Source organism: Myxacorys chilensis (assembly GCF_059505265.1).
The window spans coordinates 139,350-152,975 of record NZ_JCACKG010000124.1 but is presented as its reverse complement, the minus strand read 5'-3'; the positions used below and the strand labels follow the sequence as shown (position 1 = coordinate 152,975).

Below are 13,626 nucleotides of genomic sequence, written 5' to 3'. Positions count from 1 at the left end.
GATGCTTTTACGCTGACTTTATGTTTTTCGCAATCTTTTCTTTGCTATGGTAAGCACAAGCCGTCGCATTGGTGAAGTAGTTTTTCACTCTTGCGGCCTTTTCAATGGCATGCCTTTTTAATTGTTATGCAGAATTATAATTTCATATTGAAAAGATGACTCCGAAGATTTGGGGTGTTTTTTGCTACTACACATCGTCCACCAGACAGAAGTGTACAAGAACAACACTAAGATTAGCCACTTTAAGACCTTGAGACTTACAATTTTGCTCCCAATTTTCTTTGACAAGGTTAGCTAAACGCTACTTTAATCACTAATTAGCACCCCATTCAGGATTACTATCGATGCAGTCTACTGATTCGTCCTCCGCTCAATCTCGTGACTCGCGTTTATTTGGATTTATTCCTTCAGAAATTGCTCTCAGTGTGGCAACCGTTCCCGTGTTAGTTGGACTCGTGGGCGCACAAGCCCTAGCGCGAGCGATCGCAGAGGTCGGCGCGATGAGCGAGGAGGTGTTTCGTGGCGATCGCTTACCCACGCTAGATTTCTCTGAAGACTCGGACACGCCGACCGACCAAAGTTAGCTCTTTCTGAACTTAGCTCCTTCTAAACTTTGAGTTTTGAGTGCAGTTATCCGATAATTCAGAAATTCTAACCGCATCTTCGCGCGTTAGCTCATCTTCCCATTCCCCTCTCGCTCTACCCATCTAAGACTCCTGCTGGACTATCTTTTATGAGTTCACTCCTCCCCTCGCAAGATGATTCTGGTCTCGTCACAGATATCAGCTTTACCCCGCCACAACCCGAAGACATTGCACCGACAGCCTCTGCTAACTTGATAACGTCTGATAATTTAATGACGTCTGATTTATTTTTGCGGCTTCGGGTTAAAACAGTTGAGGATCTTTGGGAAGCTGTTTTGCGACAGGAGTGCGGTCAAGAACTCGTTGATTTGCTCAATCAGCTAAGACATATGTGTTCCCCCGAAGGACAAGCAAACACATTCACCGGATCAGAAGTGTTGCAGGTCGTCGAAAAGCTCGATCTCAATGAGGCGATTCGGGCTGCCCGCGCCTTTGCGCTTTATTTTCAACTAATCAACATTGTTGAGCAACACTACGAGCAACGAGATCAGCAAATTCAGTATCGAGTTGCTAGTGAAGGCGTTCCGTCGCAGAAACCAAAGAGCAGCGGTCGCCAGGATGAAGAATTAACCAATCGACCCGAAGCCGATTTTCTAGAGCGCAGTCTGCATGAAGATGCCTCTCGCCGTGAAATCGGAACCTTTCGCTGGTTATTCCCGCGATTGCGGCAACTCAATGTTCCGCCTCAGCAGATTCAACGGCTGATCAATCAGTTGGATGTGTGGCTCGTCTTTACGGCCCATCCGACTGAGATTGTGCGCCCCACAATTCGCGATAAGCAGCGCCGGATTGTCAAAATCTTGCGAGAACTTGACCGGGTAGAAGATAGCCTTAAAGCAATGGGTCTAGCAGCATCATGGGACGCGGATGCCCTGCGAGAGCAGTTAACGGAAGAGATTCGCCTGTGGTGGCGCACTGATGAACTGCATCAATTTAAGCCGACGGTTTTAGATGAAGTCGATAACGCCTTGCACTACTTCCGCGAAGTTCTGTTTGATGCGATTCCGCATCTTTCTAAACGGCTAGAGCAAACGGTTCATGCTTCCTTTCCAGCCATGCAGATGCCCCGACGAAACTTCTGTCAATTTGGCTCTTGGGTAGGCAGCGATCGCGATGGCAATCCATCCGTCACGTCTCAAGTCACCTGGCAAACGGCCTGCTATCAGCGTCAAACAATTCTAGAGAAATATCTTGAATCGGTGAAGCGTCTGAGTGATTTGCTCAGCCTGTCGCTGCACTGGAGCGACGTTCTGCCTGATCTGTTGGAGTCGCTAGAGCAAGACCAGCAGCGAATGCCCTCTGTGTATGATCAATTGGCAATTCGCTACCGCCAGGAACCCTATCGCTTAAAGCTGGCCTATATTAGCCAGCGGTTGCAAAACACCCACGATCGCAACCAGATTCTCTATGGTGGTGACTACCTCCATCAGGAAGTCCCGGAATACGACGAATCGACGTATTATCGGTCTGGAACCGATTTTCTAACGGAACTTCACCTGATTCAGCGTAATTTAGCTGAAACGGGCTTAAGCTGTCGCGATTTGGAGCATCTCATCGCTCAAGTCGAAATTTTTGGGTTCAATCTGTCTCATCTCGACATTCGCCAAGAAAGTCCGCGCCACGCGGAGACGATGAACGAGATTGTGGAGTATCTGCAAGTGCTGCCGAAGTCATACAACGAGATGACCGAAGCAGAACGGTGCGACTGGCTAATTACTGAACTGCAAACTCGTAGGCCCTTGATCCCGGCTGGGATGCCGTTTTCAGAGCGGACTCAGGAAGCGATCGCAACCTTCCGCATGGTGCGCAAGTTGCAGCAGGAGTTTGGTCTTGACATCTGCCACACTTACATCATCAGCATGAGTCATGACTTGAGCGACTTGCTAGAAGTATTGCTGTTCGCTAAAGAAGCTGGGCTGTACGATCCTGTGACTGGAATCGGGACGCTGCGAGTGGTGCCGCTCTTTGAAACCGTAGAAGACTTGCAGAAAGCGCCGGGAGTCATGACAGGCGTGTTTGAGCTACCATTTTATCGCGCCATGCTGTCGGGTGGCTTTGAGCAGTACGAACAGCGGAAAAATCAGCCAGAGGATCTCCCTCAGTTTTCGCTGCAAGAGGTGATGCTGGGCTACTCTGATAGCAACAAAGATTCTGGATTTCTCAGCAGCAATTGGGAAATTCACAAGGCCCAGCAAGCCCTACAAACGATCGCCGATCGCTATGGGGTGGCGCTGAGAATCTTCCACGGGCGCGGCGGCTCGGTGGGGCGGGGAGGTGGTCCGGCCTATGAAGCAATCCTGGCGCAACCGGGGCGGAGTGTAAACGGTCGCATCAAAATTACCGAACAAGGAGAGGTGTTGGCGTCGAAGTATTCGTTGCAGGAGTTGGCACTCTACAACTTAGAAACCGTCACCACAGCGGTGATTCAAGGAAGTTTGCTGCGAACCGGATTTGACGATATCCAGCCGTGGCATGAAGTGATGGAAGAATTGGCCGAGCGATCGCGTGCTCACTACCGTGCTCTGATTTACGAACAGCCCGATTTTATTGATTTCTTCCATCAAGTCACCCCGATTGAAGAAATTAGCCAACTGCAAATTAGCTCTCGCCCTGCCCGGCGTGGCGGCAAAAAAGATCTCGGTAGTCTGCGAGCGATTCCTTGGGTATTTAGCTGGACGCAAAGCCGATTTTTGTTGCCTTCTTGGTATGGAGTCGGGACGGCACTAAAGATGTTTCTCGACGAAAACCCGGAGAAACATCTTGCCCTGATGCGTTATTTCTATTACAAGTGGGCGTTCTTTAGAATGGCGATCTCACGAGTTGAGATGACGCTCTCTAAAGTCGATCTCCAAATTGCAAGTTATTACGTTCAAGAACTGACGCTTCCAGAGGATCGAGAGCGGTTTGCGCCTGTGTTCGAGCAGATTCGCAACGAGTTTTATCTCACTCGTGAACTGGTGCTGACAATCACCGGACACAAGCGATTGCTAGACGGCGATCCGGAGTTGCAGCGATCGGTGCAGTTGCGCAACGGAACGATCGTTCCGCTCGGATTCTTGCAGGTGTCGCTATTGAAGCGACTGCGGCAGCACAAGACATTGGCTGCCTCTGGCGTGGTGCGATCGCGCTACAGCAAAGGGGAACTGCTCCGGGGCGCACTGCTGACGATCAATGGTATTGCGGCCGGAATGAGAAACACGGGCTGATCTAAGGTTCTGTCATTAGGCGTTGACTCTCTTTATCTTCAAGCTTTGTCTTCAGGGCGTTTGGTGTTGAGGCGAGCTTGCCATTCGCGAATCGCGTTTGCCGTTCGGATAATTGGGGAAATAAATTCTTCGGGTTGGGGCGGCTCTGGAAGGGGAGCGAGGGGCTGATTGTTCATACAGGGCAGCAGCACCTCTAAGTGTGACTCCAATTCCAACGCCCTCAATACTTCTTCGGCAGATTGATATCGTTCTTTTAACGCCACCTTCAACATTCGGTCTAAGACTTGTCCAAAATAATCGCTCACCAGCACATCTTGATGCCACAGAATTTCTCCGGTGCGCGGTTCGTATTCAAACTCTAGAGGCGGCTTACTCGTCAGCAAAAAGAGGCAAGTCATGCCTAACGCATAAAGGTCGGTAGCAAACACAGAGCGCAAGGAAAGCTGTTCTGGAGGCGCAAATCCTACGGTTCCAATAAACTGAGTCGAAAACGTTAGACAGGTTGCCGGATCAACCGTCATCACTTTTTCTTTTACCGCTCCAAAATCAATCAACACCAAGCGTCCATCCTCTGGGCAATACAAAATATTTGAGGGCTTGATGTCCCGGTGAATCACTTGATTTTTGTGAACGTACTGCAAAACGGGTAGGAAGCTGGTTAAGAAGCGTTTGACCTTCTCTTCTGACCAGGCTCCAGTACGACGCACGGTTTTACTGAGTGTCAAACCACGGACATACTCTTGAACCAAGTAAAATTCGCCTTCAATCTCAAAATAATTCAGCAAATGCGGAATCTGAGAATGAGTACCTAACCGACCTAAAACGGTAGCTTCTTGTTCAAATCGCTGACGAGCCTTTTCTAGCAGCCCTTGATCGCTCACTTTAGGACACAGTTGCTTAATCACGCAAAGCGGCGTTCCGGGAAGCTGAGTATCTCGCGCTAGAAAGGTAACGCCAAATCCACCCCGACCGATTCGTTTACGGATTTCGTAGCGATCGCACAACAGGTTCGAGCGATCCACTCGTCCAACATGTGTTTCGTCCAAAATAATTTTGTTCCAATTCGGCACGTCGGTTAGAAAAGTTGGAGACCGGGGGAGTGGTCGCAGCAAGAGCACTAGAGTTACCTCTAGTTTAGGAAGCGATTTGGGGGTGCGGGCAAATCTTCACGGTTTTAGTAATCGATACTCTGAGCCGCTCCGACTGAATCTAAATGTCCTAAATCTAAACGTTCTGAATCTAAATGGCCTTAGCGCCAATAGTCGATGACATCGACGCCTGCCTCGCTCAGCATTTGTCGTAAAAGCGGCAAGCTTAAGCCAATCACATTGGTATGACAGCCTTCCAGCTTTTCGACAAATAAGCCACCCCGCCCCTCTAACGCAAAGCACCCAGCACAGTTGAGTGGCTCTCCGGTCGCCACATACGCTTCGATTTGACGATCGCTCACTTCTGCAAAGTAAACCCGGGTGACTTGGGTTCGCACCAGCGGCGCATAGGGCATCAAGGAGCCTTGTTCGGTCGTGAAGGGGCGCAGGAGGGCATGACCTGTATAGAGTTCGCCCATCTGTCCACGCATGAGTTTCCATCGCGCGATCGCATCTTGAGCATCTCTAGGCTTACCATGAATTTCACCATGAATCGCCAGAATCGAATCGCAACCGAGAATTAAACCTGGAGTGCGGGAGAAGAACCCTGATGGAAGTTCGGTTTGGCGAGAAAAAAGCGCTCTCATCGTTGCCTCTGCCTTTCCCCGCGCCAAAATTTCGACTAAATCTAACGGATTTGTAACCTTGACCAGCGATTCATCAAAATCGCTGGGATAGACCAACGGTTCAATTCCCGCTGTATGCAGCAATCGTTTACGGGCAGGCGATGCAGACGCCAAGACAAAAGGAATCATGATAAAAACCAAAAAATATGCTGCCCCCGTACAGACGCGATATATCGCGTCTCTGCTATCCAAAATCCACCGATCGTTCGATCAACCCAAATTCATCCCAATCCCATCAAGAATCAACCGAGAACGATCGCACGGCTAATTCCAGCGCATCCTTCATCTTGCCCCACCGATCCTCGGGTGTCGAAGCATTGAAGGTATACAGCTTATTCCGAAACACGATCGCGCTGGCCAAATTATGTCGCTGACTATGATCCGGCAACGTCACCAAATACTCCAGCGTATAGTACTGCCGGTCCGCGACATCCCGCGCCTCAGCCGACACCAATTCAGCAGTTCGCCCAGAATTTTCAGGCGCGATCGCGCTCTTACCCAACTGATAGCCTACTTCACTCGGCGTTCCCAAATCGGCCAGCGTCTTCTTGCCTTGCACCGGATTGATCACCACACTGACATTATCGGTTTGCTCAATAATGTCATGAAACACCACATCTGGGCCGTTACTCACTTTAATTGGCAGCCAACCGTTAGGATACAAAAACCGATAACCATCAATGCTGTCAGAAAAGCTTTTCATTCCGGTCACGCTCCCCGCAACACAACCCTGCAAACTCAAGGCAACAACAACCAGCAGGATAGCAACCATTCGTTTGAGCATGTCTCTGTTTCCTAGCAATGTGATCAACTCGAAAAATAATTCCTTACGCCCATTTTCTGAAGCCATAATTTCGCAGCCCAAGCTTGAAATCAGGAGGTTTAGAGATTGATGTAAGTTCTTCCCATTCTCCCATTTCTCTTGTCAGGCGCGATCAATTTATCCACCGATCTTCGGCTGATTTGGCAGAATGAATGAGCAAACTTATCACAGAAGCAATCGTTAGCCGATTAGAATAAAAAGTTGATTGATTGCAAAACATTTAGCTTGACATTTGATGAGAATCTATCGATCGCGATCCCGATTTGGGTAGAATTCTCGTGGATGTCGAGTAAATCGGCTCAACATTAAGATCAAGTTGCCCGCCTTAGAACCAGGAACTTTTAAGGTTCTTGTTGTATTCAGGTGTATCCTGTCTCGTTGATTAGTAAGCCGCAATTGGAATGAGTGTCTCCGTGAGCGTAATGCAGTTGAATAGTCCATCTGCCCCGTCAATCCCTTCCACGCCTATTATTCTGGATAATTTGCCTGATCCTCCCGTCGCGGAGGGTGTATGTCCTCCTCGAACGCGGTTGCAGATTGATCTATTGTTGCTAGCGATTGAAGCCCTCGACTTAGGCGGGTCAGAAGCGGTTTTAGCGATCGCCAACGATTTTGATCTGCGTGGCATTCTCAAAAATCGCGTCGCGCTCTGGCGAATGCGGAGTACAAATCCCTTTCGGCGCTATGCTCAACGTCGGCCTCTGACCTTGCTTGAAGCCAAAGCCCTGGTTGTTGTCACCTGCTACCTGGCACGGCGGTTAACGGTGTTGATTCGTCAACTGTTGCTGGCATATCAGCAACTGAGCGAAAAGAATTTATCGCCCGATCATCACTTCCGGTTGTCCGAGTACTTAGAGCGATTCCGCGCCCATTTTCGCAGCCGCATGAATCCGCGTCGAGCGGGAGTAATGGCCTACAGTTCCGATGAAAAACTAAACGAGTTGGCATTAGACCTACTGAGCCAGTTGCTTTTCTGCACCGGGACTTCTGGAATGCAGCGCTTGTGGATTAGCTTGTTCGATGGGGAAGTGTCATGACCATTCAACGCCAGTACAGTTTGCCAAATTGCACGCTCGTTTTAGAAGGATTGTCCGATCAAAACGGGGCGACCGATGTTGAAATGCGTCCGGTGATGTCGCTGCTGATCAATGCAGAATGCCACTTGGGCCAAGAAAAGCCGCTCTTGGGCGGTCGAGAATTTTTTGAAAGCCTCGTGACGGCAGTGAGCTTGTATGCCCAAGAGTTTTTGAGCGGCATTCATCTACCGCGCCATACCTACAGCGATCGCCCCTCTTTTGTGAAGCTAGAACGGCTCGATCGCAATCATCATCGTCTCAGCGTTGATCCAGATGAAAACAATACAATAACGGCTCATCAGGTGGTGGATCTAACCACGGTACAGCTGTTTGATTTGGTTGAAGCGATCGATCAATTTGTGGCAGATACTCAAACGTTGCCCTTTTGGTCACTCAACCTAGCACCCGTACCGAAGCGCTATGCGAAGAGTAGAGAGCCGATCGCCAAGCAAGTTGTCCCAGCAACCGTGGGATTGTCTGGATTGGCGCTAGCCACGTTAGCCCTTGTGAGCTTGCCAACCTTCAAGGTGAAAACTCCAGAATGTCTAACGCCCGGAGCCTCAGACTGTCCAGGGACGGTTTCAAACACGCCCAGCCCATCTATTAGTCCTATCGTCAGTCCGTCTGCCAGTCCGTCTGCTTCCCAATCTGCCGGTGCTTCTCCTGAGGCGTTGGCATCTACCAGTCCATCTCCCGATTTGACGCAGTTAGAGCAGACGTTGAATTCTTCAGCCGCTATTACGGATCCGCAAGAGTTAAATGCTCTTAGTAAACGGCTCTATGACCAAATCAACGGGCAGTGGACGACAACGCCTAAATTCACTGAAAATTTAGAATATCGCCTTGGTGTCGCGAGGAATGGCGACATTGTAGGTTACAAAGCTGAAAATCAGGCTGCGCTGAACAACGTTGGGCAAACGCCCTTGCTGAATTTGCTTTATATTCCAGCAAACGGTAGCGCTCCGGTGCAAGAAGCGATCGCGCAGTACAAGGTTGTCTTCACGCCTCAAGGCAAATTAGAAATTACGCCTACGAGTAGTTCAGCCGCCGCGTCAAGTCCTGCGTCGTCCAGCCCTTCTCCCAACCTCCCAACTCCCACGGTTTCAACCACGCCCGGAGAAATTACAGATAAAGCGCAGCTAGAGAATTTGCAACCGAAGCTGTACGATACGATCGACCAAAACTGGAAAGGGACGCCCCCCTTCGACCAAGATTTGGTGTATCGAGTGCGTGTGAAAGCAGATGGTTCCATTGTCGATTATGAGCCTGATAGTCAAACTGCTAGTGAGTACATCAAAGACACACCGCTAGTCCAGCTTGGCAAACCATCTGATCCGAATGCTCAGTTGCAAGAGTCAGTTGCCTCATTTAAGGTAGTTTTTAAGCCAAGCGGTGTCTTGCAAATTAATCCCTGGTACGGCAATCAAAAGGAGAATTAAAGATGTCCGTCACACGATGAATCCGGCACGAATCAAAGCTTCTATCGCGTGAACAGCACCCAAGGGTGAGTCGCCTACTATTCTGAGCCGTCTGGGCGTCTGAGCAGATTTTCCTTTGATTCCTTGAGTTGCTTCCAAAGGCGTTTAATATCGTCGTAAGCCTCCTCTGGTGGAATTTTCCCAGATGTTTCTAGCCCGCACAGCAACGAGACTCTCTGAGCAAATTCTTGCAGATTGGCATTGAAGGCAAGATGCTCTGGGGTGAACTCTCCTCGATAGCGCGCAGTCGGATATAGAAATTCTTCTTTGCTGCGATCGGCTCTGCCCATCTCTGACGGCTCGCGATTGTCTACCACAGTTGTTTGCACCTCAAAATGTGTCAAGCTACTTCTTTGTTTTAAAGCATTGTGCTAAAAAGCGAGAAAAATTAGTAGTCCAATCAACATCTCAATTGTTCTTCAGGAGATGCGTGACGGTGCTGATTGCCTCTTTTACCGTTGGCACAACAAACACCTGTTCTCCTCCCAATTGCTGAAAAAAAGCTTGGCTCACAGGATCGTCTGTGAGCAAAATGACAGGCTTATTTGCTTTGAGCGCCAAGGCAATTTCTGATGCGGTTCCGGCTCCCATACCGCAGGCGATCGCAACGCGGCTTGAGAGAACATTGATATTATTTCGAGCGTTACCCATGTCGGTGATGATTGGAATATCAATCGCTTCCGACATGGCAGTCGTTTGATTTGGAAGAATTCCGATCGTCAGTCCTCCACCTTGCTTTGCCCCTCGGCTCACCGCATCCATGACCCCTACATCTCGTCCTCCGCTTAGCACCACCCATCCGGCTTTAGCGAGTTCTTGACCCAGAGCATAAGCATTCTCAACGTCGGTTGGCGTTGCTTGTTCGCCGGCTCCCATAACGCCAATGATGATGTTGGGCATCGATTCTAAATTTAGATGGGGGTACTTTACAGAAGAACGATATTCTGGATCGTTTTTGTAATCAAGACCTACTACTACGAACCGATGGATTCCCTGTTTCTGCCAAATGTCTCTGTGATTGTGCCAATCTATAACGGCGAAGCAGATTTGCCTGATCTACTCGCCTGTCTCCGATCGCAAGTCTACCCGCGCGATCGTGTGGAATACCTGCTGGTCGATAACGGCAGCCGCGATCGCACCTCCGATCTGCTCCGATCCGCGGCGCAAACCGAAGCCATCACAATCCGTCCGCTCAGCGAACCTCAAATTCAAAGCTCTTACGCGGCTAGAAATCAGGGTATCCGAACCGCAACGAGTAGAATTCTCGCCTTCACAGACGCCGATTGTCGCCCAAAACCAAACTGGCTCACCCATTTAGTTCAACCGTTTGTTGATCCGGTGGTGGGATTAGTCGCAGGAGAAATTCAAGCGTTACTGGGGCAGACCCTGTTAGAGCAACATGCCGAGCGGCAGGAAACGCTGTCCCAAAAGCATACGATCGCGCATCCCTTTTGCGCCTACGGCCAAACCGCAAATCTTGCCGTCCGGTTAGATGCTTTCAAGCAAGTCGGGTTGTTTCGTCCCTGCTTGACCACAGGTGGCGACGCCGATCTGTGTTGGCGAATTCTGAAACAAACTTCTTGGCAATTTCGATTTGCAGAATCAGCGATCGTACGTCATCGCCACCGTGCTACTCTAGCGGAACTGAAGAGCCAATGGCGGCGCTATGGTCGCTCTAATCGCTATCTTCACGAGTTGCACGGCGTCGATCTGATGCGTGAACCGAATTTACGGGAGTACACCTACCGCCTTGCCCGTTGGATCGTGAAGGAACTACCGCTCTCAGCTAGTCAGAGAATGTTGGGTACAGCAGCAACAGTAGATTTAGTGGGAACTCCACTCGGCTTGATTTGCGCTCACGCCCGGGCGATCGGGCAACGCCAAGCTACTTTACCCGAACAAGCACGAGAGATTGAATGGCTGTAAAGCGGCTTAAATCGCATCCTCGCGCCCAAAGTTCGCTAAATTAAGAGAAACAAAACAGAGGATCAGCAATGCCGGGGCAACTCGTATTGGTAGATGATGAACCAGGACTTCGCGAGGCAGTGCAAGCCTACTTAGAAGACAGTGGCTTTGAAGTGCAGACTGCCAGCAATGCCCGCGAGGGTTGGGAACTGGTGCAGCAAGTCTTGCCTGATCTTGTGATCACAGATGTGATGATGCCCCAGGTCAATGGTTATGAGTTTCTAAAGCAGTTGCGGGAAGATCCTAGATTTCAAACCTTGCCTGTTGTGTTTCTGACGGCACGCGGCATGACCAACGATCGGATTCAGGGCTATGGCGCAGGCTGTGATGCCTACTTGCCAAAACCATTCGACCCAGATGAATTGGTCGCGATCGTCACTCGTCTGCTTCAGCAACGGGCAGCCATTAAAGCGGCAAGTAGTGACGGCGAGAATCCAGACGTAGCCGATTTGTCGCGTCAAATTGCTGAGATTCGGGCGATCTTGACTCAGAGAGGCGCGATCGCAACGACTCCCCCGCCGATGAAGTTAGATTTTACGCCCAGAGAGCAAAGCGTTTTAGAACTCGTGGTGGACGGATTGATGAACAAAGAAATCGCCCGTCGCCTGGAGACTAGCGTCCGAAATGTAGAAAAATATGTCAGTCGTTTGTTTAGTAAAACTGGCACGAATAGCCGAACAGAGCTAGTTCGCTTTGCGCTAGAGCATGGTCTCACGAAATAGTCAGTTCTCTGAGATAGTGAGTCCTATCGTTAGCGATCGCTGAGGAGGTTAAACCTGACTCGAACTGTCGTTTGAGTTCCTCGCTCAATCTGTAGTGTGCCGCTAAGTTGCTGCACTAACGAATTAATTAGCTGAAATCCCAATGAATCCGTGACGTTGGGGTCAAAATCTGCGGACAACCGATTGCCATTGTCACTCACCCCCAGCGTCACCTGTCCTGCTAAATTTTGGTCTAGCTCAACGAAAATCTCGCCTCCTCCGCCTTGCAAGCCGTGCTTTAGAGCGTTTGAGATCAGTTCGTGAAGAATTAACCCAATCGGAATTGCCCGATCGGCTAGCACCTGGATATTAGGGTCAGCTTGGATACGTAACGCAATTTGATTTGGATCGATCGCATTGATGCGGACTAGCGTAACAACTAAGCCCTGGATATATTCGCCTAAGCTAATCTCAGTTAAATCACTCGCTTGGGATAAGCGCTCATGGACAAGCGCGATCGAGTTAACCCGGCTCTGATTGCTCCGTAACAACTCCTGAACGCTCGGATCGTCTGTCCGCATCACTTGCAAATCCAATAGACTCGAAAAAATTTGCAAATTGTTCTTCACGCGATGATGAATTTCTCGCAGCAAGACTTCTTTTTCTTGTAACGAGGTCTGCAGCCGTTCTACCTCAAACAGTTTAGTCAAAGAAGATCGTTGCTGAATTGTCATTCGTGCGGCTTGTAGTTCTTCAAAAATTTGCTGTAATTCCGCGCTGAAAATGGATTGCGCCTCTGTACGTTCCTCTAGAGCTTCACGGAGCGAATTGCGAAATAAAATTAGCCGTTGGCAGATTGCTTCTAGCTGTTGGGAAATCCCATCATCATTAACATCCGAACTCATTCAACGTTCTCGGGAACTCGACCGAAATCAATACTTCACAATACCACCGATGATTTAGAGCTAAGATGCCTTGTCATCGCGGTTATTACTGAACTTACCACCACATTTTCAAGGATGCACGCCCAAAGCTATAGAGAAAACACGGAATACAGAAGAATTGACTATACAAGCTATCATTAATTTATGGGTGGAAACCTTGTTGATGTGCCACTTTCACTAGGTTAGCTCTATCGCAACCATTGATAAGGAAGTTGAAACGAAGATCGCTGTTAAGATAATGTCTCAACGAATAGACTAAATTAAGAATAGTAAACGACTAAGCCAGTTCATGGTTGAGGCACTTATGGCTGCTAATCTTGCTCCAGTTTCAACGTTTGAGAAGCCAGCAGCGCAGGATGCGGCGTCTCTTCGGCAGGTGTTCGCATCGTTAACTGCCGAAAGTTGCCCGCGCTCCTACAACTTTCACATGCATACTCACTGTTCGGATGGTCAATTAAAGCCTGAGTTGTTAGCACAACAAACGATCAAGCTTTCCTTGAAAGGGTTCGCCATTACCGATCATCACCAAATTGCTGGATTTTATGCAGCCCAACGTTGGCTCGAAGCGTGGCAGCAGTCAACTCAGAAGGCCGTGCCGCATTTATGGACAGGAACTGAAATTACGTCTAGATTGCTCGATACTGAGGTTCACATTTTAGGGTTTGCCTTTAATCCTGAGCACGAGGCGATCGCGCCCTATTTGCAGGGAAAGGCTCCGTTGGCAGAAGCCGCGATCGCATCTAATGTCATCGCTGCTATTCATCGGGCGGGAGGGCTTGCCGTCCTCGCGCACCCAGCCCGGTACCGCCGAACACCAGATGATCTGATTCCCGCCGCCACTAACTCTGGTATCGATGGAGTAGAAGCTTTCTATTCGTACAACAATCCTAAACCTTGGCGACCCAGCCCTAAGGAGACACAGCATGTCCAGCAATTAGGTGCAAAGTACAACTTATTCAACACCTGCGGCACCGATACCCATGGTCTAAGTTTGGTGCAGCGGATTTAATAATTT

At 49.4% G+C, this 13,626-nt stretch carries 13 protein-coding genes; 7 read left to right on the top strand and 6 right to left on the bottom strand.

Going from position 1 to position 13,626, the window contains the following annotated elements; translation table 11 throughout:
- Positions 1-344 precede the first annotated feature (344 nt).
- Both AC5JLB_RS09500 and ppc read left to right on the top strand, forming a co-directional pair.
- Positions 345-584 carry a hypothetical protein gene (locus AC5JLB_RS09500; RefSeq protein WP_495873588.1) on the top strand — a complete coding sequence of 80 codons (240 nt, stop codon included), beginning with the start codon at positions 345-347 and terminating at the stop codon, positions 582-584.
- A 149-nt stretch (positions 585-733) separates the two neighbouring features.
- Complete coding sequence (gene ppc, locus AC5JLB_RS09495) at positions 734-3,850, top strand: phosphoenolpyruvate carboxylase (protein WP_495873587.1); 3,117 nt, start codon at positions 734-736, stop codon at positions 3,848-3,850.
- Positions 3,851-3,888: 38 nt separating this feature from the next.
- On the opposite strand, the gene AC5JLB_RS09490 is transcribed toward ppc, so the two are convergent.
- The 3 genes from AC5JLB_RS09490 to psbP form a co-directional block, all read right to left on the bottom strand.
- A complete protein-coding gene (locus AC5JLB_RS09490) occupies positions 3,889-4,920 on the bottom strand; it encodes a protein kinase domain-containing protein (RefSeq protein ID WP_495873586.1) in 1,032 nt (343 codons plus the stop codon).
- Between the two features lie 179 nt (positions 4,921-5,099).
- On the bottom strand, positions 5,100-5,753 hold the full coding sequence (locus AC5JLB_RS09485) for a Maf family protein (protein ID WP_495873585.1): 654 nt from the start codon (positions 5,751-5,753) through the stop codon (positions 5,100-5,102).
- A 106-nt stretch (positions 5,754-5,859) separates the two neighbouring features.
- The gene (gene psbP / locus AC5JLB_RS09480; RefSeq protein WP_495873584.1) at positions 5,860-6,408 is read right to left on the bottom strand and encodes a photosystem II reaction center PsbP; all 549 of its coding nucleotides are present in this window, start codon (positions 6,406-6,408) and stop codon (positions 5,860-5,862) included.
- Between the two features lie 440 nt (positions 6,409-6,848).
- On the opposite strand from psbP, the gene AC5JLB_RS09475 reads away from it, so the two are divergent.
- Both AC5JLB_RS09475 and AC5JLB_RS09470 read left to right on the top strand, forming a co-directional pair.
- Positions 6,849-7,484 (top strand): DUF3038 domain-containing protein, encoded by a 636-nt coding sequence (locus AC5JLB_RS09475; protein WP_495873583.1) that lies wholly within the window; start codon positions 6,849-6,851, stop codon positions 7,482-7,484.
- Positions 7,481-8,962, top strand: a complete 1,482-nt coding sequence (locus AC5JLB_RS09470; protein WP_495873582.1) for a DUF4335 domain-containing protein — start codon at positions 7,481-7,483, stop codon at positions 8,960-8,962. The genes AC5JLB_RS09475 and AC5JLB_RS09470 overlap by 4 nt, the downstream gene beginning before the upstream one ends.
- 77 nt (positions 8,963-9,039) lie before the next feature.
- Here the strand turns inward: AC5JLB_RS09470 and AC5JLB_RS09465 are convergent, their stop codons facing one another.
- Entirely contained in the window at positions 9,040-9,318 is a 279-nt protein-coding gene (locus tag AC5JLB_RS09465; protein WP_495873581.1) for a DUF7219 family protein, read from the bottom strand.
- A gap of 91 nt (positions 9,319-9,409) precedes the next feature.
- Complete coding sequence (locus tag AC5JLB_RS09460; protein ID WP_495873580.1) at positions 9,410-9,901, bottom strand: TIGR00725 family protein; 492 nt, start codon at positions 9,899-9,901, stop codon at positions 9,410-9,412.
- Positions 9,902-9,985: 84 nt separating this feature from the next.
- On the opposite strand from AC5JLB_RS09460, the gene AC5JLB_RS09455 reads away from it, so the two are divergent.
- Positions 9,986-10,927, top strand: coding sequence for a glycosyltransferase family 2 protein (locus tag AC5JLB_RS09455; protein WP_495873579.1), 942 nt, complete (start codon positions 9,986-9,988; stop codon positions 10,925-10,927).
- Between the two features lie 68 nt (positions 10,928-10,995).
- Positions 10,996-11,688, top strand: a complete 693-nt coding sequence (locus tag AC5JLB_RS09450) for a response regulator transcription factor (RefSeq protein ID WP_495873578.1) — start codon at positions 10,996-10,998, stop codon at positions 11,686-11,688.
- Between the two features lie 29 nt (positions 11,689-11,717).
- On the opposite strand, the gene AC5JLB_RS09445 is transcribed toward AC5JLB_RS09450, so the two are convergent.
- On the bottom strand, positions 11,718-12,572 hold the full coding sequence (locus tag AC5JLB_RS09445) for a sensor histidine kinase (RefSeq protein WP_495873577.1): 855 nt from the start codon (positions 12,570-12,572) through the stop codon (positions 11,718-11,720).
- A gap of 343 nt (positions 12,573-12,915) precedes the next feature.
- Between AC5JLB_RS09445 and AC5JLB_RS09440 the strand changes: the two genes are divergently transcribed.
- Positions 12,916-13,620, top strand: coding sequence for a PHP domain-containing protein (locus AC5JLB_RS09440; RefSeq protein ID WP_495873576.1), 705 nt, complete (start codon positions 12,916-12,918; stop codon positions 13,618-13,620).
- Positions 13,621-13,626 lie beyond the last annotated feature (6 nt).